Origin of the sequence: Marinomonas rhodophyticola (assembly GCF_026113935.1) — a bacterium.
GTDB classification, from domain to species: Bacteria; Pseudomonadota; Gammaproteobacteria; order Pseudomonadales; family Marinomonadaceae; genus Marinomonas; species Marinomonas rhodophyticola.
In genome coordinates this window covers 45,677-65,262 of sequence record NZ_JAPEUL010000007.1, presented here as the reverse complement: position 1 = coordinate 65,262, position 19,586 = coordinate 45,677, and the positions used below count along the sequence as shown (strand labels likewise).

23 protein-coding genes are annotated in these 19,586 nt (G+C 46.2%); 13 read left to right on the top strand and 10 right to left on the bottom strand.

Features of this window, described 5'->3' with window-relative positions:
- Positions 1 to 77: 77 nt before the first annotated feature.
- The 4 genes from ONZ52_RS08755 to ONZ52_RS08740 form a co-directional block, all read right to left on the bottom strand.
- Positions 78 to 983 carry a carbohydrate ABC transporter permease gene (locus ONZ52_RS08755; protein WP_265218250.1) on the bottom strand — a complete coding sequence of 302 codons (906 nt, stop codon included), beginning with the start codon at positions 981 to 983 and terminating at the stop codon, positions 78 to 80.
- Between the two features lie 124 nt (positions 984 to 1,107).
- A complete protein-coding gene (locus ONZ52_RS08750) occupies positions 1,108 to 2,091 on the bottom strand; it encodes an ABC transporter substrate-binding protein (protein ID WP_265218249.1) in 984 nt (327 codons plus the stop codon).
- Positions 2,036 to 2,323, bottom strand: a complete 288-nt coding sequence (locus ONZ52_RS08745; protein ID WP_265218248.1) for a hypothetical protein — start codon at positions 2,321 to 2,323, stop codon at positions 2,036 to 2,038. The genes ONZ52_RS08750 and ONZ52_RS08745 overlap by 56 nt, the downstream gene beginning before the upstream one ends.
- A 149-nt stretch (positions 2,324 to 2,472) precedes the next feature.
- Positions 2,473 to 3,468 carry a LacI family DNA-binding transcriptional regulator gene (locus tag ONZ52_RS08740; RefSeq protein ID WP_265218247.1) on the bottom strand — a complete coding sequence of 332 codons (996 nt, stop codon included), beginning with the start codon at positions 3,466 to 3,468 and terminating at the stop codon, positions 2,473 to 2,475.
- Between the two features lie 187 nt (positions 3,469 to 3,655).
- On the opposite strand from ONZ52_RS08740, the gene ONZ52_RS08735 reads away from it, so the two are divergent.
- Together ONZ52_RS08735 and ONZ52_RS08730 are read left to right on the top strand one after the other, a co-directional pair.
- A complete protein-coding gene (locus tag ONZ52_RS08735; protein WP_111608575.1) occupies positions 3,656 to 3,943 on the top strand; it encodes an HlyU family transcriptional regulator in 288 nt (95 codons plus the stop codon).
- Positions 3,944 to 3,961: 18 nt separating this feature from the next.
- Positions 3,962 to 4,975 (top strand): alpha/beta hydrolase, encoded by a 1,014-nt coding sequence (locus ONZ52_RS08730; RefSeq protein WP_265218246.1) that lies wholly within the window; start codon positions 3,962 to 3,964, stop codon positions 4,973 to 4,975.
- Here the strand turns inward: ONZ52_RS08730 and ONZ52_RS08725 are convergent.
- From ONZ52_RS08725 to ONZ52_RS08710, 4 genes are all read right to left on the bottom strand, one after another.
- Positions 4,963 to 5,796, bottom strand: a complete 834-nt coding sequence (locus ONZ52_RS08725) for an SDR family NAD(P)-dependent oxidoreductase (protein WP_265218245.1) — start codon at positions 5,794 to 5,796, stop codon at positions 4,963 to 4,965. The two genes, ONZ52_RS08730 and ONZ52_RS08725, sit on opposite strands and share 13 nt — an antisense overlap.
- Positions 5,797 to 5,864: 68 nt before the next feature.
- Complete coding sequence (locus ONZ52_RS08720) at positions 5,865 to 6,722, bottom strand: nitrate- and nitrite sensing domain-containing protein (protein WP_265218244.1); 858 nt, start codon at positions 6,720 to 6,722, stop codon at positions 5,865 to 5,867.
- Between the two features lie 5 nt (positions 6,723 to 6,727).
- Positions 6,728 to 7,489 carry a methyl-accepting chemotaxis protein gene (locus ONZ52_RS08715; protein WP_428981172.1) on the bottom strand — a complete coding sequence of 254 codons (762 nt, stop codon included), beginning with the start codon at positions 7,487 to 7,489 and terminating at the stop codon, positions 6,728 to 6,730.
- A complete protein-coding gene (locus ONZ52_RS08710) occupies positions 7,452 to 7,862 on the bottom strand; it encodes a hypothetical protein (RefSeq protein ID WP_265218242.1) in 411 nt (136 codons plus the stop codon). The genes ONZ52_RS08715 and ONZ52_RS08710 overlap by 38 nt, the downstream gene beginning before the upstream one ends.
- Positions 7,863 to 8,171: 309 nt before the next feature.
- Between ONZ52_RS08710 and ONZ52_RS08705 the strand changes: the two genes are divergently transcribed.
- A complete protein-coding gene (locus ONZ52_RS08705) occupies positions 8,172 to 8,855 on the top strand; it encodes a cache domain-containing protein (protein WP_265218241.1) in 684 nt (227 codons plus the stop codon).
- Positions 8,758 to 9,795, top strand: coding sequence for a methyl-accepting chemotaxis protein (locus ONZ52_RS08700; RefSeq protein WP_321160331.1), 1,038 nt, complete (start codon positions 8,758 to 8,760; stop codon positions 9,793 to 9,795). Before ONZ52_RS08705 ends, ONZ52_RS08700 begins: the two co-directional genes overlap by 98 nt.
- A gap of 115 nt (positions 9,796 to 9,910) precedes the next feature.
- Here ONZ52_RS08700 and ONZ52_RS08695 read toward each other — a convergent pair whose 3' ends face one another.
- Entirely contained in the window at positions 9,911 to 10,357 is a 447-nt protein-coding gene (locus ONZ52_RS08695) for a TetR family transcriptional regulator (RefSeq protein ID WP_265218240.1), read from the bottom strand.
- Positions 10,358 to 10,600: 243 nt separating this feature from the next.
- Here ONZ52_RS08695 and ONZ52_RS08690 point away from each other — a divergent pair, with 243 nt between their 5' ends.
- The 9 genes from ONZ52_RS08690 (at position 10,601) to ONZ52_RS08650 (ending at position 18,831) form a co-directional block, all read left to right on the top strand.
- Positions 10,601 to 11,686: an alkene reductase gene (locus tag ONZ52_RS08690; RefSeq protein ID WP_265218239.1), complete on the top strand. Its 1,086-nt coding sequence runs from the start codon at positions 10,601 to 10,603 to the stop codon at positions 11,684 to 11,686.
- A gap of 96 nt (positions 11,687 to 11,782) precedes the next feature.
- On the top strand, positions 11,783 to 12,565 hold the full coding sequence (locus ONZ52_RS08685) for an SDR family NAD(P)-dependent oxidoreductase (protein WP_265218238.1): 783 nt from the start codon (positions 11,783 to 11,785) through the stop codon (positions 12,563 to 12,565).
- A gap of 69 nt (positions 12,566 to 12,634) precedes the next feature.
- Positions 12,635 to 13,453: an oxidoreductase gene (locus ONZ52_RS08680; protein WP_265218237.1), complete on the top strand. Its 819-nt coding sequence runs from the start codon at positions 12,635 to 12,637 to the stop codon at positions 13,451 to 13,453.
- 4 nt (positions 13,454 to 13,457) lie between these two features.
- The gene (locus ONZ52_RS08675) at positions 13,458 to 13,853 is read left to right on the top strand and encodes a hypothetical protein (protein WP_265218236.1); all 396 of its coding nucleotides are present in this window, start codon (positions 13,458 to 13,460) and stop codon (positions 13,851 to 13,853) included.
- Positions 13,850 to 14,857 (top strand): NADP-dependent oxidoreductase, encoded by a 1,008-nt coding sequence (locus tag ONZ52_RS08670; RefSeq protein ID WP_265218235.1) that lies wholly within the window; start codon positions 13,850 to 13,852, stop codon positions 14,855 to 14,857. The genes ONZ52_RS08675 and ONZ52_RS08670 overlap by 4 nt, the downstream gene beginning before the upstream one ends.
- A gap of 225 nt (positions 14,858 to 15,082) precedes the next feature.
- Positions 15,083 to 15,763, top strand: coding sequence for a TetR/AcrR family transcriptional regulator (locus ONZ52_RS08665; protein WP_265218234.1), 681 nt, complete (start codon positions 15,083 to 15,085; stop codon positions 15,761 to 15,763).
- The gene (locus ONZ52_RS08660) at positions 15,760 to 16,707 is read left to right on the top strand and encodes an HlyD family secretion protein (RefSeq protein ID WP_265218233.1); all 948 of its coding nucleotides are present in this window, start codon (positions 15,760 to 15,762) and stop codon (positions 16,705 to 16,707) included. The genes ONZ52_RS08665 and ONZ52_RS08660 overlap by 4 nt, the downstream gene beginning before the upstream one ends.
- A complete protein-coding gene (locus ONZ52_RS08655; RefSeq protein ID WP_265218232.1) occupies positions 16,704 to 17,645 on the top strand; it encodes an ABC transporter ATP-binding protein in 942 nt (313 codons plus the stop codon). Before ONZ52_RS08660 ends, ONZ52_RS08655 begins: the two co-directional genes overlap by 4 nt.
- Before the next feature lies 1 nt (position 17,646).
- Positions 17,647 to 18,831 (top strand): ABC transporter permease, encoded by a 1,185-nt coding sequence (locus tag ONZ52_RS08650; RefSeq protein WP_265218231.1) that lies wholly within the window; start codon positions 17,647 to 17,649, stop codon positions 18,829 to 18,831.
- Here ONZ52_RS08650 and ONZ52_RS08645 read toward each other — a convergent pair.
- A complete protein-coding gene (locus tag ONZ52_RS08645; RefSeq protein ID WP_265218230.1) occupies positions 18,800 to 19,573 on the bottom strand; it encodes an AraC family transcriptional regulator in 774 nt (257 codons plus the stop codon). The genes ONZ52_RS08650 and ONZ52_RS08645 overlap by 32 nt on opposite strands.
- Positions 19,574 to 19,586: the final 13 nt, after the last annotated feature.

The window sequence follows — 19,586 nt, the reverse complement described above, 5'->3', positions numbered from 1 at the left end:
CCCAACCCGAGAAACAGAGGTTTGCTTTGGTTTAGGCCCCTGTGGCTCGTTAACTGAATCTGTTCCATGATCGACTCCTAATGCTTCGTTGGACGAACATATTCGCGATAAATCCAAGGACCAATGACCAACAGCACAGGAAGTAGCATCATGGTCGCCGCCGCCATCCCCAAGCCCACATTGCCACGGGCAGTAATGTGATCAATCACAAACTTGGCAGGCATCTCTGTCGACATACCCGGGCCACCGCCGGTTTGTGCAACAATCAGGTCATAAACCCGCACCACACCCACGGCCAGTAACACCACAGACGTGATCATCACAGGTCGCATCATGGGTAGAACAATAAACAAATAGGTTCGCCATGTCGGTATGCCATCCACACGCGCCGCTTTCCAGATTTCCCCATCGATACCGCGTAAACCGGCTAGCATTAACGCCATAACCAGACCAGAAGATTGCCATACCGCCGCGATCAGCACCCCATAAATGGCGTACTGAGGATCAACCAAGGGGGCAAACTCAAAGGACTCCCACCCCATACGCTGAACGACATTTTGAATCCCCAGAGAAGGCTCCATCATCCATTGCCAGACTAGGCCGGTCACCACCAAAGACATGGCATAGGGATAAAGGAATAAAGTGCGAAAACCGCTTTCAAAACGCACTTTCTGATCAAGAAAGACCGCCATAAAAAAGCCAGAAATGAGACAAAAAGCAATAAACAATACACCGTAAATCAATAAATTTTCGACAGACACGACCCAACGGGAGGTCCCCCACAGGCGTTCATATTGATCTAACCCAACCCAGTTAAAGTTGGGAAACAGACGTGATTTTGTGAATGACAACATCACGGAATAACCAACACACACAACGAACACACCAATCGCCACAATCGCCATCGGCGTACTGGCCAGCAAAGACGAAATTTGCACGCGTTTAGCGCGTCGCGGTATCGATACTTTTGTTGAAGTAGTCATAGTTTATACTCCTTTTGGAACGCAAGAATTGACCACCAGTACCACCTGCTAAGCATGGCGTTGCAGAAAAAACGGGTGATCATTCATCGACGCAAGCGATTACTCAGCGTCTTCAATAATGCCTTTAAAAACAGCCAGGGCATTGTCGACAGACATACTGGGAACCATTCCAAAAAGTGGAGACTAAATCTTGTATCTGCCCATTGGTATCTTCCGTAATATAGGCATTCGCTGGCGTGATGGACGCCTTAGGGTCATCCAACAGGGCTAAGCCTTTTTTCATACACGCATCTGCCACACTTAAATCGACATCCGCACGCACTGGCAAAGACCCTTTGGTGTTATTGAATTTTGCTTGAATGTAAGGGCTTAACATCATCGAAGCCAACTTCATTTGCGCTGCTTCAAGATTTTTATCGGAAGATTTTGGAAAAATAAACGCATCGCCCCCCAGAGTAAGATAAGGGCGTTTGGAGGGACCAGGAATACAACCGTAATCCACCTCAGCAACCTTATCCGCTGCGGCGAATTCACCACGTGCCCAGTCGCCCATGACCTGCGCCGCTGCTTTGCCCGTGATCACCATGTTGGTGGCATCATTCCAATTTCGACCCGGTGCTCCCGCATCGGTAAATTGCCTTAGAGCACCAAAAGTCTCGAAGACTTTACGCATTTGCGCGCTTCCCGCAGCGTCCACACTTTTGTCTTTCCACAGACGATTCCAAAAGGCTTCATCTGTCACCCCAATCAGTACCACATCAAAGACGTGGCGTTCCTGCCAGCCTTGACCACCAAAGGCTAAAGGAATGTAACCTGCCTCACGAATTTTAGGAGCAACACTCAAAAACTCTTCCCATGTGTTGGGTTCTTTCACCCCCACCTCGGCAAAAACTTTCTTATTTGTCCAAAGCCACTGTGCAGAATGTATATTGACTGGCACACAATAAATGCCGCCGTCTTTCATACAGGGATTTAAAATACTAGAAGGACGAATAAAGCTGGTCCAACCTTCTTTTTCAGCTACCGGAGTGAGATCAAGAAGCAGACCCTCTTCAATCAATTCTTCGAACTGACGAGAGGTATTGAATTGTGCGGCACACTGGGGCATCACCACCTAAAATACGCTGCATAGTTAATGCTCGTGCATTTTCTCCCAGCGCGACGGCAGTATCGACCCACTTATCATTGCCCAGTTTATCGAACTCTTCCGCTAACACTGTCACGGCTTTTTGTTCCCCGCCCGATGTCCACCAATGAATCACCTCTAAATCTGCGGCTTGCACCGATACACTCATAAAACCTGCCCCTAATGTGGCAGTAAACAGTTTTTTACCCATCATATTATTTTTATCCTCTATTGGGTTTTTGTCCTCAAATCTCCCTCTCAAGAGACTTAAGCTGAAACGGTAAAACTTGAAATGAAACCGCTTTCATGAACAAATATTAGCCAATAAAATAACCTCGTCAATATTTTTTACGCATTTTTTGACTAACAGAAGATTATTATCACGCCGACTGGCGAACAACGAAACTCGGGGGAAAAGATATGTTTGATCGGATGTTTGGTAGCGTAAATGGTATTTAAAAGCAGATAGGCAGCAGCTTCCGCCATATCGTACAAAGGCAGTTTTATGGTCGTTATGCTAGGCGCATAATATTTGGACATATCAAGATCATCAAATCCTATAATAGCGATATCATCGGGGACTTTGATACCTTGTTCTGCGCACACATGAAGCGCCCCCATCGCCATAATATCATTAGCAAAAAAGATCGCTGTGGGCCGATCTTTAAGCGCTAGAATAGAGGCCATCTGAGTCATGCCAGAATTTGCACTGAAATTACCTTCATACTGACAATGTAGAGGAAGATCGGCATTTTGCAGTGCTTTTTGACAGCCTAAATAACGCTGATAAGCATCATGCTTCCACAGTGGCCCCGTCACCGTGGCAATCTTTTGATGCCCTTTATCAATAAGGTATTGGGTAGCCATTTCGCCCCCTGCAAAGTTATCAAATGCAATACTATGCCCTTCTCCGCCAGGAAATTGCTGGTTCAACACAAACACGGGACAGCGTTCATTAATCTGTGCAACTTCCTCTTCTGATAAAAAGTTCGTCACTAATACCAGCGCGTCTACTTGTCGTTTGATTAGGAAGTCAACCGCCTCTCGTTCCCCTTCCAAAGAACCATTACCACTCGCAATAATGACATGACGGTCACCACCGCGTAATGCTCTTTCAACCCCACTCGCGGCAGGTCCGTAATAGGCTGTATCAATGCGCGATGCTACCAAACCTATGGTATAGGTTTTGTTACTCGCTAACGATCGAGCGGCCTGATTTGGGCTATAAGATAAGGTTTCAATCGCGGCCAACACTCGAGCTCGAGTTTCTTCTTTAACCGGCGTCACACCGCTTAACACGCGAGAAACGGTTGCTTTAGAAACCCCTGCCAAGGTCGCTACTTGAGTAATAGTGCTCATGATTTTGCTCAAACCCATATCCTGATTAAACGTAAACGCTAGCAACACATTATAATGGGACTTTCCTTCGACAGAATACTTATCCTGTGGTAATTCTGTTAACGTTGAAAAATAAATCATACGTCGAGATTTGACTATTACAACAAATCCCCGAAAAATAGAGCAAAATCAGTAGGAGAGAACATCCATGGGTATCTTATCTAGCCTAAAAGGGCTATTTGCTGGAGGCGAAAGCGCCCCTGAAAAAACGGAAGACGCAATAGAACACAAGGGGTTTTCAATTATACCCGCTCCGATGAAAGACGGTGGGCAATATCGCGTCGCCGCCACCATCACCAAAGGAGAAGGTGAAGAACAAAAAACACATAACTTTATTCGTTCAGATTTAATGCCAAATCGTGATGAGTGCATTGAGATAACCTTGCGTAAAGCCAAGCTAACCATCGACCAACTTGGTGACAACCTGTTTAATTAACCACTCGAGACCAGCACCATGAGCACACCAATAGGACAAGACTGGCAACAAGTTAACGATGGTGAAGACCTATTGGGTGCCAATTTCCGTGCTCGCACTTTTTCTTTCGCAGGCCCCAAAACTCAAGTCCACACGACACTCATTCACCATATTGGTAATCCTGACGCGACCAACGCCATTTTGTATGTGCATGGTTATACGGATTATTTTTTTCAAACTGGTTTAGCAGAGCACTTTATCAATTTGGGCTATCGTTTTTACGCACTCGATCTGCAGGGCTACGGACGCTCTATTCGCCCCTCAACCCCACCAAATTGGTGTGAGTCGCTTGAACAGTACGGTCAAGATTTGGACATTGCCCTAGCGACAATGAAACAAGATGGTGTCAATCAGGTTGTCATACTCGGACATTCCACTGGTGGCTTAGTAGTGTCCACTTATCTGGCGCAACCTTATGCTTTGCCCGAACGCGAAAGCCATTACAACAAGGCGTTTCCTAAAGTAATTGGCCTGATGCTCAATAGCCCATTTCTTGCCTTACCCTTTCCACCTAAGATACTCAATCGCGTTAGCTGGCCTATTCGCGTATTGGTTTCTTTGCTACCGTTTTCGTATTTACGCGCTAAAAAAATCTCTCTCTACGCGAAAACCATACATTGTGTTTTTGGTGGCGAGTGGGATTACCGATTAGATTGGAAACCTGCCCAAGGTTTTGATTTGTCTTTTCATTGGCTAAGAGAAGTCATTCATGCGCAGCGCAATCTAGCCAATCAGCGGATCAAAATCCCGACACTGTTATGCCACTCGGCTGCCAGTACCATAGGTAAACTGACAGTCGAAGACGTCCAGCAAGGCGATGGTGTTTTGGATGTTGAGAGCATGGTACAAGCTGCCAAGAAAACCTTCACAAATCTCACTCAAGTAAGTATTGCACAAGGCTTTCATGACTTGTATCTATCCCATGAGACGGCTCGCACTACTTATCTGTCTGCCATGTCCGACTGGCTTAAAACACTTCCTCACGCACCTTGACGACGCATCACCCAATCCAACAAACAGGTTGGGAGTATGCGTTTCATCAACACCGCGCCATACGTTGGCATAGTCACATAATAGCGAGCTTTTGGGCGCGTTGATTCCAAGGCATGAATCAGCTTATTCACCACCGCACTGGCAGGCAAAGTTTGTGATGACGTCACGCCTTCTTTACTTAACCTTGCTATTGCGTCTTCATAACCCTTTTTATGGCGGCTGTTTTCCATATCGATATTGTTTTGCAACGCCAGCAACGCATTGGCTCGAAAGCGGCTTTCTATCGGACCGGGTTCGATCAAACTCACCTTGATCGGCGTATCAAATAATTCTAAACGCAAGGTATCGGTCAAACCCTCTAAGGCAAACTTACTGGCATTGTAAGCTCCGCGGAACGGCGCGGCCACCAAGCCAAGTACCGAACTGTTATTGACAATGCGTCCGTATCCTTGAGCCAGCATCACTTTCAGTACCTTGGTTGTCAGTTCATGCGTACCGAAGACATTACATTCGAACTGCGCACGCAACGCCTCCACAGGCAAATCTTCCACCGCACCAGGCTGACCGTAAGCGCCGTTGTTAAACAAGGCAAAAAGCTCACCGTGAGTAATGGCTAAGGTTTCTTGCAAGCCCTTTTCTATTGAAGCCGAGTCAGCTAAATCCAGCTGTACAACATGTTTAATGCCCTGTGCCTGTAACGCGGCGATGTCTTCTTGTTTGCGACAACTCGCCACCACCAGAAAATCACGCTCTTGAAGCATTTTGGCGGCCTCTAAGCCAATACCTGACGAACAACCTGTAATAAGAACCGAATATTGCATAACGCTTCCTTATGAAAATCATCGTTCCTAAGATAGTAGCAAAATGCCTTGCAAGGACGTAAGCATTATCATTCTTTTCCATATTGTTGCAGCTGCTCCAATGCCTTATCCACCAAAGCCAACAATTCATCGATGGCCTGTGTAGCATGCTGAAAATAGGTTTTAGCGGTAATCGTTGGGACTTCTGAACCGAGTAGCTCCTGCTTTATACAACGCAGAAAATCTGTTACCACTTGCTCGCCATGCGACAAACGAAACGCCGTCATCTGCGGATGCTCTTTAGCATGGTGCTGCAATGTGGTAAAAGCCTGATCCGCCAACAATTCAATTTTTTGATAGAGAAAATGCATTCTTACGCGCTGTTCGACACTACTGTGTCCGGCCGCCGCGATCCCTGTTCCCAGGGCACGCGCTTGCCCCGCCCATTCGGCCGCCTGAATCACCTCACGCCAGATACAAGACAAATAGCTCAATTCTGGTAGACCTTTCGTCAAATCGATTTCGTTAGCCACATCTTCCATCAAAAAGATGCTGTTACGAATAATGAGATGATGCTGAATGAGATTATTAGCTTGATCACTCGTTCTTCCTTCGCGCATACGTGACCAATGATCAATCAAACCGCTCCAAGCTTTCTGATGAGTGCCATCAAACTCTTGCGCCGTGAGAATATGCTGATCCAGCTTTTCTCGAGTACGAACAAGATCCTCATTTAAGCTGGCGTCGCCACACAGCACACCATTACTCAGACCACGATGACGCTGAAACTCGGCTATCAGCACCCTTAGTAACGTCAATTGACGAATGTTCAGTTGGATATGTAAGCGTTTTTTTAGTTGCAGACGCCAGTGTAAGCCATAAAACAGCAACGCCATGATGATAAAAACAGTGAACAAGAGCGGGAGTGCATAGTCGATACTGTTCATACAAATTATCCTGTCAAATGAGCCAGATGATGGGCAATGGTGCGGGCTTGATCGGCAGCGTGCAGATTGGCAGCATTACCGCGACGAACGCGATCGGCCAGTTCAGCAATTTCGGCTACCGCTTGCCCCTGCTGTTCGGTACTACTTGCCACTTGATCAACTTGCGTTGTTAGTTGCTGCGTGTGCTGCTGGACCTGGGTAAGCAAAGTGCGCACCTTTTCTGAGCGCTCCGCATTTTGGTTCGCCAATTCTGCCAAATCAGACACCTGAACCGCGGCCTGTTGAATATGGCGCTGAACGGATTCAATGTTGCGACTGATTTCCGTGGCTGACTCTTGACTGTGCATGGCCAAACGCCGCACTTCATCGGCTACCACGGCAAAGCCACGGCCACTTTCGCCCGCACGCGCGGCTTCGATGGCGGCATTCAGAGCCAGTAAGTTAGTCTGGTCTGCAATACTACGAATGGTGCCAGACATTTCATTGATGGTGTGCGAATTGCTACTCAGTTGGCGGATAAGCACATCGGTGATGGTCGCTTGCTGCGCCATATCAGACAGCTGTTGCACCAGATTGGTGAGCTGCGCAATGCCATCAGCCAGTTGCTCACTAGCAACTACGCTACTCTGCCGTGAATCCGCAGCCAATGACGCTACTTGCACAATGCTCACATTCAATTCTTCAACGGCCGCTGCCGCAACCGTGGCCGAATCACTTTGCCCTTCGGCATTACGAGTGACTAAAGCGGCACTTTGTTCGAGTCTCATGAGATGAATGGGATATTTCATCCAAACGCTGTTGCAATAGTTGTTGTTGACGCTGCTCATGGTTCAGCCACTGCTGAAACCCGCGACTCACCGACTGAAGAAGCCGCCATTGCCCCGCGTGTACAAGGTCTTTGTGGCGATGCGGAGCAGTTGTTTCACAGTAACGTTGCAACTGACCGATCTCCTGTAAAATAAGCCACAGGCTGGCCATCGCTAAATACACCACCACAACCCACAGCCACTCCACAGACTGCGACGGTATTACGAATCGAATAGCACCACAGATTAGGGTAATGACCAATAATGCTCGAAGCATGCCGATGATACCCAGTGTGTGCAACAGCAAAAATGCCGGATAAGTAAGCCACTTCATATTCCTGTCTCCCCAATGCAGTACAAAAAAAGCGCCTGAATCCACAACAGCTTCATTGCTGCAGATTCAGGCGCCTTTGCCTAACAGGAAGAAGTCCTGCCAATTTGATCTATCGTAGAGCAAATTAAGCAATAATGATGCCATAGGAATTCATAAGCATTTACTCAATAGGAAAATATCATAGTGCTGGGGATATTGGAGAAATGTTAAGCAAAGTGCCTTTGTATTGATTTCGATCACAATTCTTTTCATGACTCAGGCCCATAATCTCTGCTTATAAAACAAACTAACACCTTGAAGGGATGTCATATGAAGCTCAGCTCAATAAAAGTAAGCTACAAACTTTGGGGGCTTATTAGCACCTTAGTCACATTACTTATCGTCTTTAGTGCCATTGCCTACAGTGAACTGCACAGTGAACTCTTAAACGCAAGACAACTGCAAGTCAAAGAGCAAGTAGACAGTGCTTACTCTCTCGTCAAATACTACGGTGACCAAGCCTCTGTTATTGGCGAAGATAAAGCCAAACAATCCGCTCTAGCCGCCTTATCTGCATTGCGTTTTGGCGATGATGGGTACTTTTGGGTGAATGACATGCAAACCAAACTGCTCATGCATCCTTATAAACCTCAAGACGAAGGCAAAAACATGGCGGACGTCACGGACGCGAATGGCTTTACGCACTGGCAAGCCATGGTGGCTGAGGTAAAAAAGCACGGTGAAGGTTATGTAGAATACGCTTATAAAGGACCACAGGTCTCGCATTCAGAAGACAAGGTGTCTTATGTTAAAGGCTATCAACCTTGGGGATGGGTTATTGGTAGCGGCGTATTGTATAGCAGTGTAACGGATATTTTCTGGGCTACTATCAAGCAATCAGCCAGTATCGAGACTCATTCTAATATTAATCGCCCTTATCAGCAGTGTAACCATTGTTCGCAACATCACCCGTCCATTAAAAACGGTAACAGAACATTTACAACACATCTCTGATGGCGATTTAACAAAACAGCTGGATATGCAACGAGACGATGAAATTGGTATGTTAGCTAATGCAGCCAATCATGTATCCAACTCATTAAATGACACATTACTGGAAGTGGATCACGCTATTACAGAATTACAAGCTGTCTGCGTACAACTGCAAGGCAATAGCCTGCATACGAAACAAGGTATGGATAACCAATTCCAAGAGGTCGAATTGCTTGCCACCGCCATGAATGAAATGTCTTACTCCATTCGAGACGTAGCGCAACATGCCAAAGATACCGCTGATGCAACCCAAATGGTGCAAACTATCACACGCCAAAGTAGTCAGGATTTGGATGCGACTAACGAAGACATCCAAAGTTTAACCAAGAACATAGAAGGTGCAAACGACGTCATTGTTAAACTACTTGAGCAAACAAGCGATATCGACTCTGTTTTGGGTGTTATAGGTGATATTTCAGAACAAACCAACCTTCTGGCCTTGAATGCCGCCATTGAAGCGGCACGAGCCGGAGAACTGGGCCGCGGCTTTGCGGTTGTGGCTGATGAAGTTCGCTCACTGGCCAGCCGCACTCAAGGATCAACTGTCGAAATCCGCTCGATTATCGAAAAGCTTCAACATCAATCCAAAGAAGCGTCCACATCTATGGCCACCAGCACACGCCAAGCTGAGCGGGGTGCTGACAGAATGCACGTGGCCGCCGAGAACTTACAAAATATGTTAAGACAAGTGGACGATGTATCGGCTCGCAGCCATCAAATCGCCTCCGCAGCAGAACAACAAGGCACCGTGGCGGAAGAAATTAATCGCAACATCATGGGCATTCGAGAAGTATCCGAAAAAGTATTAGAGGACTCTCAACAGGTGTCGGAAGGCAGCGCCATGATTGCACAAATGACCAACGAACTGAGCCGAAAAATCAAACAATTCCAGTTTGCTTGAGTCTTTTAACTAAAGAACACATAGGCTTGGCAATGATCAATCATCTCGCCAAGCTTGTATCATTTTATGAATTCAACCACTAGACCATAGAAACAACATCGCCTATCGTTTTATTCTACGCCCCATGCTGACTCAAAATTTGTTCTAAACACACCTGTAGAATTTCATCCGCCAATGGAGAGTCATCAGGGCAAGCGCGCGATAATATAAGCGCCCCAACGGCTTGAGCAATGGCATTGATTCTTCTTACTCGGTCTTCTCCAGTTGCCTCTTCTCCATTTGCCAAAGTTTCCAGCTGGCCTTCAATTCCAGCCAAAAATGTTTCTTTAATGGACTCCGATTGACGCCCCGCATCTGTACAAAGAGCCGCCATAGTACAGCCATTACCAAACGAATCACGATGCTTTCGGGACAAATATTGCTTTGCAAAAGTCGCCATATCTAAATCGGACGTTTCTGCAGCTGACTTCGCAAAACTAAAAGCCGCCGCCTCCGCCATCAAATCCGCTTTCGATTTAAAATGTTTGTAAAAACCGCCGTGAGTAAACCCTGCCGTAGACATGAGTCTCTGCGATACCCACACCGTCGTAACCACGTTCGCGAAACAACACCGAAGCCGTCTTAACGATATGCTCTCGATTTTCTTGAACCTGCGCCTTTGTCACTTTCATCTCTACTACACCTCATTGCAAAAATCATGACTCAGTATACTTTGATTATGATCATAATCAAAGTATTGACATTTTAGATTACGATCGTCATCATTAACAAATTCTCCACAGATGAAAAACGGAAAACGAAAAAAATGACTGATCACACACTATTTCAACCCTATACCCTTGGCTCACTCACGTTATCTAATCGCTTCGTCATGGCACCATTGACGCGCAACCGTGCTGGTGCAGGTTTAGTACCGAGTGAATTGGCTGCGACCTATTATGGGCAGCGTGCATCCGCTGGTTTAATCATCACGGAAGCCACTCAAATCTCAGCACAAGCGCAAGGCTACCAAGACACACCTGGATTATTCACTCAGGACCAAATCGATGGATGGCGAAAAGTGACCGATGCGGTACACGCCAAGGGCGGAAAGATTTTTGTTCAACTATGGCACGTTGGTCGTATTTCTCATGTGGATTTGCAACCAAATGGTGATGCACCTGTCGCGCCTTCTGCCATTCGTGCGGAAACCAAAGTGTTCGTCAATAATGGCTTCGCCGATACGTCTGAACCTCGTGCATTAGACATTGATGAAATCCCCGCCATTGTTGAAGACTTCCGCCAAGCGGCGGCCAATGCCATGAAAGCAGGGTTTGATGGTGTGGAAATCCACAGTGCCAATGGTTACCTGTTGGAACAGTTTCTAAAAGATGGCGCGAATCAGCGTACTGATTCCTACGGTGGTTCTGTTGAAAATCGCGCACGATTGCTTTTAGAAGTGACGGAAGCGGTTAGTAAAGAAATTGGCGCGGATCGCACCGGCGTGCGTATTTCTCCCGTTTCACCAGCAAACGCTATTTCCATCAGCAATCCACAAGAACAGTACGATTATGTGGCAGATAAGTTGAATGCGCTTGGCATTGTGTACCTTCATGTTGTGGAAGGCGCAACAGGTGGCCCACGTGATATCGCCCCGTTTGACTATGATTCTCTGCGCCAACGCTTCAAAAACACTTACATGGGCAACAACGGTTATAACACTGAGCTGGCTTCTGCTCAGCTAGCAGAAGGCAAGGTGGATTTGTTTGCCCTTGGACGCCCTTTTATTTCCAACCCTGATCTTGTTGAACGATTAGAAACAGGCGCCGCGCTAAACGAACTAGATGGTTCAACGCTTTATGGCGGTGGTGCCAAAGGCTATACCGATTACCCAACACTGGCGAACGCGTAATAACGCTGACGCTGAGCGAATAACGTGGCGACATGCTGTTTGTGTGTCGCCGCTTTTTAAACATTATTCAGAAAATTATTTAAAGAGAAAAATATCATGACAAATTCTACCGTTCTTATCACTGGCGCTTCTACTGGTATTGGCGCTGTCTATGCGGATCGCTTTGCGCGTCGTGGTCACGATTTGGTTATCGTTGCCCGTGATGGTGCAAAACTTGAAACACTGGCAACTCGTTTACGCCAAGAATACAACGTCAATGTCAATGTATTGCCAGCAGACCTAACCAAATCCAGTGATCTTGCTCTTGTCGAAAAACGCCTACAAGAAGACGATCGCATCGACACATTAATTAACAACGCGGGTATTGCCCAATCTGGTCGCTTTGTTGAACAAACACCAGATTCAATTGAAAAGCTGATCGCATTAAACATCACGGCGTTAACCAGACTTGCTAATGCGGTAACGCCACGACTCGTCAAAGCAGGCAAAGGTTCTATCGTCAATGTGTCTTCTGTTGTAGGTCTTGCGCCTGAATACCAAATGACTGTCTACGGTGCGAGCAAGGCATTCGTTTTGTTCTTATCTCAAGGGATGAATCTAGAATTGTCCTCTAAAGGCATTTACGTGCAAGCGCTACTGCCAGCGGGCACTTATACCGAAATCTGGGATCGCGCAGGCATCGATATCAGCAACTCTTCGCCAATGATGGAAGTGAATGAACTGGTTGATGCGGCTTTGGTTGGCTTTGATCGCCGAGAGCTGGTCACCATTCCACCACTGCATAAAGAGACTCGTTGGAATGATCTAGACAAGGCGCGACAAGGGTTGCTTTCTGACATCGAGATGTCAAATGCCGCTGCGCGTTATAAAACAGCATAAACAGCCATAAAACCTTGATTCATTGCCTCACAAAGACATTGAAAAACAACTTGCTTAAGGAGTTACATAATGACCAATAAACTTGTCGCGTTGGTGACGGGCGCGTCATCAGGCATTGGCGAGGCCACGGCCAAAAAATTGCTAACGGCAGGCTACCGCGTCTATGGCACTAGCCGTCGTGGGGCAATATCGAATCAAACTGGCTTTCCTATGCTGGCACTGGATGTAACAGACGATTCCTCTGTCGAAGCGGCCGTTGCGGAACTGATTCGGCTTGAAGGACGCATCGATCTTTTAGTCAATAATGCGGGTTTTGGTTTCTCTCCTGCGGCAGCAGAAGAGAGTTCCATAGAGCAATCTAAAGCCATGTTCGACACCAACTTTCATGGTGTTGTCAGAATGACACGTGCTGTCGTGCCACATATGCGTCGTCAAGGCAGAGGTAGAATTATCAATATTGGCTCAATTCTTGGTGTCGTTCCTGTTCCTTATGCAGCACTTTATTGTGCCAGTAAGCATGCTGTTGAGGGGTACTCTGAAGCATTAGATCATGAACTACGCACACAAGGCATCAGAGTGTCCGTGATTGAGCCGGCTTATGTGAAAACCAAATTTGAAACAAATAATATTGAACTCGATTCAAAAATTAGCGAGTACGATGGGATTCGAGCGAAGCTAGTCGGCGTTGTCAGCGAAGCCATGGCTACCGCTGATGAACCTGAAGTCGCTGCCAGTGTCATACTCGAGGCGGCTCAAGCGTCACAGCCAAAATTACGCTATACAGCAGGCAAAACCGCTCGCTTGTTTAAATTTCTACGTCGCTTCGCCCCAGCCTCAGTATTAGATAAAGGCATTCGTAAAAGCTTAAAGCTTGATACAAGGGGATAAGGCAATGACCTTTCGACATGTAGCAATACTGACGTCCTTTTTGTTTCTGGTCTTAGCAGTCGCATGGATGTTTTTCCCTGAGCAAATGCTAACTCAATGGGGCGGCGCAGGACTTGTTAGTCGCCGTGGAGCCGTATTTTATCTTGGGGTTGCTGTTATGTTTTTTATGGCAAGAAATACCGAGCATTCAGCGGCCCGAATGGCTCTTATTCAGGGAATGATAACAATCTGTACAGTCCTGATCTTACTTGGCGTTTATGAGCTTTCAGTGGGTCATGCGAGCGACAAGATTCTGGCTGCCGTTTTAATAGAAGCTATTTTAGGGCTAGCGTTCATTTACGCTTGGCGTACATCGGGCAAGAAACATAAGATTATCAATCATTCGAGAATACAAAAATGAAAGCACTTACCCTTAAAAAGTACAGTAAATCATCCCCCATCATTGAGTTTAGCGACGTCATTAAACCCAAAATCAAACCCAATGAAATGCTCGTTCAGGTTCATGCCGTAGGTTTAAATCCCATTGACAACATCATTCCAACAGGCACATTTAAGCCGGTTTTGCACTTTCAATTGCCCGCAACGCTGGGCAGCGATTTAGCAGGTGTTGTGACGGAAGTGGGTAGCCAAGTAACACGCTTTAAGCCAGGCGATGCGGTATTTGCCAGTATATTTGATCTGGGTATTGGCTCGCTTGCAGAGTTTGCTGTGGTGCCTGAAAACACAGCGGCGCTGAAACCAACAAATCTTGACTTCGTACAAGCGGCTTCAATCCCAATGGTCGGTCTAACCTCTTGGCAAGCCTTGAAAGAGCGCGGCAATCTTAAAGCGGGTCAGAAAGTGTTTATTCCTGCAGGCTCGGGTGGTATTGGTACTTTTGCCATCCAGTTAGCAAAATACCTTGGCGCAACAGTGGCAACGACGACAAGTACTGGGAATGTTGATTTCGTTCGTAAATTGGGTGCGGACACTGTAGTTGATTATAAGAAACAAGAGTTTGACAAAGTACTGCACAACTACGATCTCGTGTTAGGGACGACCAAAGGTGACGCGATTGAGAAATCTATTGGCATCCTTAAGCCAGGGAGCAAGATCCTTTCTCTTGTTGGTCCGTTGGATGCGCCTTTTGCCCGAGTTCGAAAACTGAATGGGATTTTAACCTTTGTATTTGGTTTGATGAGTCGAAAAATTAATAAACTTTCGAAAAAGCAAAAAGTGGATTATTCCTTTCTATTTGTTCGCCCAAATGGCGCTCAACTGAGTGAAATCAGCAAACTGCTCGAAGCTGAACACATTAAACCAGTGATCGATAAGGTGTTTCCGTTTGAACAAACAAAAGATGCGCTGGCATATCTTGCTCAAGGGCGTGCAAAAGGAAAGGTCGTCATTACAATGAATAAATAATGGTTTGACTTCGATATCGGACAAACCTAGACATTGAAGACTACCAGTATTGATCTAGTTCAATTAACTTAAAAAAACACAGCCAAATTTCTCTAGTAAACCTTAGAGGATCGGCACCTACTAAGATAATTCCTCATTGATTCAATCTATGAGGAATTATCTTAGTAACCTATTGTGGATATATGGCCTATATTCATCACTAGATGAATTAATAGAGACCTTTGCATGACCACTAAAATGGGACGTCCCAAGCAGTCTAATAGCGATCAAGATTCCGCTCGCAGCAGTTTGATTGCCGCCGCCAAACGCTGCTTCTCTGAACAGGGTTTTGATAAAGTATCAACGCGAAAAATAGCGCTTTCGGCAGGCGTGGATGCGGCGATGATTCGCTATTACTTCGGTTCAAAAGCAGGTTTATTCGAAGCAACAATACAAGAAACCTTGGCTCCGATTATCGAACAATTCCAAGCCGATATTGACCCCAATACACCGCCTAATCCATTGTTATTGATGCAAACCTACTATCGCATGATTGCCAAAAACCCCATGCTACCAAAATTGATTTTGCAGGTGATAAACCAACAAGATAACCCCGAAGCGTTTGGTATTTTGACGGGCATTATCGACAACATCTTGAAACGATCAGAAAAATGGATCGAGGCGTTTGAAAAGCAAAAGCAAATTAATCCCAACCTTAATCCAGCATGGATTCGCCTGAGCTTTGTCAGCTTAATGATTTTTCCTGTATTAGCGCCAAAATACCTTCAGCAACAACTTGGGGTCGAACTCAAAGAAGACTGGTTATTAAATCTAGCGGATCACAATCAAACATTGTTAGAACAAGGACTTTTCACCTTTCCATCACCACAGCTATCATCCAACGACACCAAAGGTGAGCAAAAATGAAAACACGCCATAGTCTACTATCCGTACTTGTGCTGACTTTGCTTACCGCTTGCCAGTCAGAAGAGTCAACTTACGCCATGGGCAATATTGAACGCGATAGAATCACCTTATCGGCCCCAGCGGCAGAACAAATTGTTTTAGTAAAGGTCAACGAAGGACAACAAGTCTCCCAAGGCGACACATTGTTACGCTTAGACACTCGCAGTGCCGACTCACTTGTAGCGCAGCGCGAAGCCGAGCTTGCTCAAGCCAATGCCGCCCTCAGTGAGCTTACTGCTGGCACACGCCCAGAACAATTAAGTGCATCATTAGCCGCACTAGAAGCCACTCAAGCCGCCAGTAAAGAAGCGGAGCTAAAGTTCCAACGTTACGACAAACTCTATAAAAGCAAAGTCGTTGGCAAAGCCGATTTTGATGCTGCGAAAGCTAACAGAGACAGTAGTAAAGCCAAAGCACAGCAAGCTCATGATCAATGGTTAGAGTTAAAAAATGGCGCCCGTGAAGAAGACATTGCCCAATCCAATGCCAAGGTGCAAGCCGCAAAGGCCGCCCTTGAATGGCAAACCAAAGCCCGTGAAGACCTCACCATCAAAGCGCCAATTGATGGTACGATTGACACACTGCCTTGGCACGAAGGAGATCGTGTTACCGCAGGCACTCAGTTAATTAGCTTGCTGTCTTCTGGTCATCCTTATGCAAGAGTTTATTTGCCTGCCAGCGCGTTAACCAAGATCAAAGCTGGCGACGCAATTGAGGTGTTTGCTGATGGTATCGAATCGCCTATTCAAGGTCGTGTGCGAAATATCCGCTCACAACCCGCTTACACTCCCTTTTATGCGCTCAACGAACGAGACAGAGCTCGTCTGATGTATCTGACCGATATTGATCTAATTGATGCGGACAAGCTACCTACAGGACTTGCTGTTGAGGTGCGTTTACCATGATTTTCAGCGGATCAGATCAAGTAGAATACGCCATTGAAGCCAAAGGATTAACCAAACGTTTTGGCGATAACATTGCGGTAAATAAACTGGATTTAAACATCCCTAAAGGCAGCATTTATGGCTTTCTTGGTCCCAATGGTTGCGGAAAATCCACCAGCATTCGCCTGCTCACTGGGTTATTAGAAGCCAGCGAAGGTGACGTCACTATTTTAGGCAAACCGCTGTTAGGTCATGAAGAATCCCTTAAGAAACGCATCGGCTACATGACGCAGAAATTTTCCTTGTACGACAACCTAACCGTGCGAGAGAACCTCAATTTTGTCGGTGCTATTTATGGTTTTGCGGGAAAGCGCAAAAAAGCCCGCCTCGAAGAATTACTGGCTTTATACGATTTAGAAAAACAAACCAAGCAGTTTGCAGGTTCCATGAGCGGTGGACAAAAACAGCGCCTTGCTTTGGCCTGCGCCACGCTCCATTCTCCAGAATTACTCTTTCTAGACGAGCCAACGTCAGCAGTCGACCCTGAAAACCGTCGAGAGTTCTGGGAAAGATTGTTCGATCTCTGCGCCGCTGGCACCACTATTCTAGTGTCCACCCATTACATGGATGAAGCTGAACGCTGCCATGCTTTGGCGATTATGGAAGACGGGAATAAACGCGCAGACGGCTCACCTCAAGCTCTAATGGACGCCATGCCTGCCACCGTGGTGGAAGTCAGCGGTAATAAATTAAGACAACTCAAACAGACACTAACCCAGCACCCAGAAATTCTCTCTGCGGCACAAATTGGTGCTCATCTTAGAGTATTGGTAAAGAAAAAAGTACTAGATCCTCTGGGCTTTATCTCTGAACTTAGTGATAGCCGAGAAACAATATTAGCTCGCCCTAGCCTTGAAGACGTGTTTGTTACCTGCACCGGAGGACGTCATGGGGATTAGTATGTGGATTAGAGTGTATGCCATTTTCGTCAAAGAATTAAAGCAGCTCTCCCGAGACAGAATGACCTTTGGCATGATCATCATGATACCTCTGGTACAACTCATGCTGTTTGGTTATGCGATTAACACCGATGCCAGACACATACCCGTTGGCCTTGTCGACCTCAGTCAGACCTCGGAAAGTCGAGCCGTGGAACACGCACTGGTAGCGACGCAATCCGTCGATTTTATTGCCCGTTATCGCTCCATAAAAGACGCCGAAGTCGCCATTACCAAAGGCGAGATCAGAGCCGTACTGTATTTACCCGCCGATATGACACGCCGTCTATTCAATCATCCGCTCTACGATCATAAACAAATAGATTCACCACTCACTCAGCCAATAGGGCAATGGATAGTTGATGGCTCAGATACCGTCATTGCCTCAACCATTAGAGCCTTACGCGATATGCCCTTAGACGAAGTGGCCAACCATACGGCTATACGTACCTCGCCCAGCTTTGAAGTCGTGCAATACTTCAACCCAGAACAAAGAACCGTGGTGAATATCGTGCCAGGCTTGGTAGCGGTGATTTTGACCATGACGATGATTTTATTTACCTCGGCGGCCATCGTTCGGGAACACGAACATGGCAATATGGAATTTCTCATCACCACGCCAGTACGCCCAATGGAACTGATGATAGGAAAAATAGCGCCTTATGTTTTAGTCGGGCTATTACAAGTCGCCATTATTTTAAGCGTGGGGCATTGGGTGTTTTCAGTGCCGATTCAAGGCAGTTTACTGTCACTGCTTGGTGGCTCCATTCTGTTTATCTTTGCCAGCTTAACCCTTGGATTGGTACTTTCCACCATTGCCAAAACGCAATTGCAGGCAATGCAGATGACGATATTTATTCTACTGCCATCGATATTACTATCAGGATTTATGTTTCCTTACGATGCCATGCCAGTCGCCGCCCAATGGATTGCCGAAGCCCTGCCTGTCACTCACTTTATGCGTATGATCCGCGCCATTGCATTACGAGATGCCAGCCTGCTTTTATTAGGCAAAGACGCATTATGGCTAGAGGCTCTTTACTATCGGCGGAATCCTCATTGCGTCATTACGCTTCAAGAAGAAACTGGGGTAACTTTTAATTTAAAGAGACGTCTTAAAGTGTTTTTATATATTGACCTGGCGTAATCCCAAACGACTTATAAAAGCGCTGACTAAAACGTTCTTGCGACTGATAACCACAGCGCACCGCAATGTCTATTTGCTGGCGGTAACCTTGTTGCATCAGGCTAATCGCATGATTCATACGCACTCGAGTTAACAAAGTTCTAAACTGCGTATTTTCTTCTTTCAAACGGCGAATCAAGGTCGCCCGACTCATCGAAAAATGCGTAGCGACTTGATCCAATTGATAATCTTGCCATGGTGCTTGTTGTAAAAACTCCGTGATTTTTTGCTCAAAAGAAACAGAATGTCCTTCAAAGATAAGATGAAGCTTGCCCGCTTCAGCCAATTGTTGATAAAAGCCATTTAACCAATACGCCTGAGACGTTTCACTCACACTTTGTGTATCTAATTCCAGCAAAAAATCGAGACTTGCCATCACTGAACGATTAGGCTTGAAGCGTGGCGAGCATTCATTATCAGCCATCTTGATACTCGTCTCTATCATGTCTTCTGCAGGCGGCAATAAAAAACTCATCTGCACTGACAAGAAACGTTCTTTGGTTGGCTCATTTTCAAACGTCAGTTGTTGCCCTGCTTTCGTTAGCAATAATGTTGAGGCATCAAAATCCAACACATCATCCTGCCAAAACAAACGCTTCCGTCCTGAACGAATTTTGAAAAGACTAGGAGTAAGAATGGCCACATTGCGCAGTCGCTGTGTTTGTAAACCATACACTTGACTGACTTTAAATGTGGGGCGCATTTTTACTCCTAAT

Bases quoted from the DNA above. Each gene is read 5' to 3' on its own strand.
- ONZ52_RS08735 (WP_111608575.1), top strand. From the start codon at position 3,656: ATGGGTATCTTATCTAGCCTAAAAGGGCTATTTGCTGGAGGCGAAAGC.
- ONZ52_RS08675 (WP_265218236.1), top strand. From the start codon at position 13,458: ATGACCTTTCGACATGTAGCAATACTGACGTCCTTTTTGTTTCTGGTC.
- ONZ52_RS08655 (WP_265218232.1), top strand. From the start codon at position 16,704: ATGATTTTCAGCGGATCAGATCAAGTAGAATACGCCATTGAAGCCAAA.
- ONZ52_RS08660 (WP_265218233.1), top strand. From the start codon at position 15,760: ATGAAAACACGCCATAGTCTACTATCCGTACTTGTGCTGACTTTGCTT.
- ONZ52_RS08665 (WP_265218234.1), top strand. From the start codon at position 15,083: ATGACCACTAAAATGGGACGTCCCAAGCAGTCTAATAGCGATCAAGAT.
- ONZ52_RS08695 (WP_265218240.1), bottom strand. From the start codon at position 10,357: ATGTCTACGGCAGGGTTTACTCACGGCGGTTTTTACAAACATTTTAAA.
- ONZ52_RS08670 (WP_265218235.1), top strand. From the start codon at position 13,850: ATGAAAGCACTTACCCTTAAAAAGTACAGTAAATCATCCCCCATCATT.
- ONZ52_RS08740 (WP_265218247.1), bottom strand. From the start codon at position 3,468: ATGAGCACTATTACTCAAGTAGCGACCTTGGCAGGGGTTTCTAAAGCA.
- ONZ52_RS08750 (WP_265218249.1), bottom strand. From the start codon at position 2,091: ATGCCCCAGTGTGCCGCACAATTCAATACCTCTCGTCAGTTCGAAGAA.
- ONZ52_RS08705 (WP_265218241.1), top strand. From the start codon at position 8,172: ATGAAGCTCAGCTCAATAAAAGTAAGCTACAAACTTTGGGGGCTTATT.
- ONZ52_RS08710 (WP_265218242.1), bottom strand. From the start codon at position 7,862: ATGAAGTGGCTTACTTATCCGGCATTTTTGCTGTTGCACACACTGGGT.
- ONZ52_RS08730 (WP_265218246.1), top strand. From the start codon at position 3,962: ATGAGCACACCAATAGGACAAGACTGGCAACAAGTTAACGATGGTGAA.
- ONZ52_RS08725 (WP_265218245.1), bottom strand. From the start codon at position 5,796: ATGCAATATTCGGTTCTTATTACAGGTTGTTCGTCAGGTATTGGCTTA.
- ONZ52_RS08650 (WP_265218231.1), top strand. From the start codon at position 17,647: ATGTGGATTAGAGTGTATGCCATTTTCGTCAAAGAATTAAAGCAGCTC.
- ONZ52_RS08720 (WP_265218244.1), bottom strand. From the start codon at position 6,722: ATGAACAGTATCGACTATGCACTCCCGCTCTTGTTCACTGTTTTTATC.
- ONZ52_RS08690 (WP_265218239.1), top strand. From the start codon at position 10,601: ATGACTGATCACACACTATTTCAACCCTATACCCTTGGCTCACTCACG.
- ONZ52_RS08745 (WP_265218248.1), bottom strand. From the start codon at position 2,323: ATGATGGGTAAAAAACTGTTTACTGCCACATTAGGGGCAGGTTTTATG.
- ONZ52_RS08680 (WP_265218237.1), top strand. From the start codon at position 12,635: ATGACCAATAAACTTGTCGCGTTGGTGACGGGCGCGTCATCAGGCATT.
- ONZ52_RS08755 (WP_265218250.1), bottom strand. From the start codon at position 983: ATGACTACTTCAACAAAAGTATCGATACCGCGACGCGCTAAACGCGTG.
- ONZ52_RS08645 (WP_265218230.1), bottom strand. From the start codon at position 19,573: ATGCGCCCCACATTTAAAGTCAGTCAAGTGTATGGTTTACAAACACAG.
- ONZ52_RS08685 (WP_265218238.1), top strand. From the start codon at position 11,783: ATGACAAATTCTACCGTTCTTATCACTGGCGCTTCTACTGGTATTGGC.
- ONZ52_RS08715 (WP_428981172.1), bottom strand. From the start codon at position 7,489: ATGAGACTCGAACAAAGTGCCGCTTTAGTCACTCGTAATGCCGAAGGG.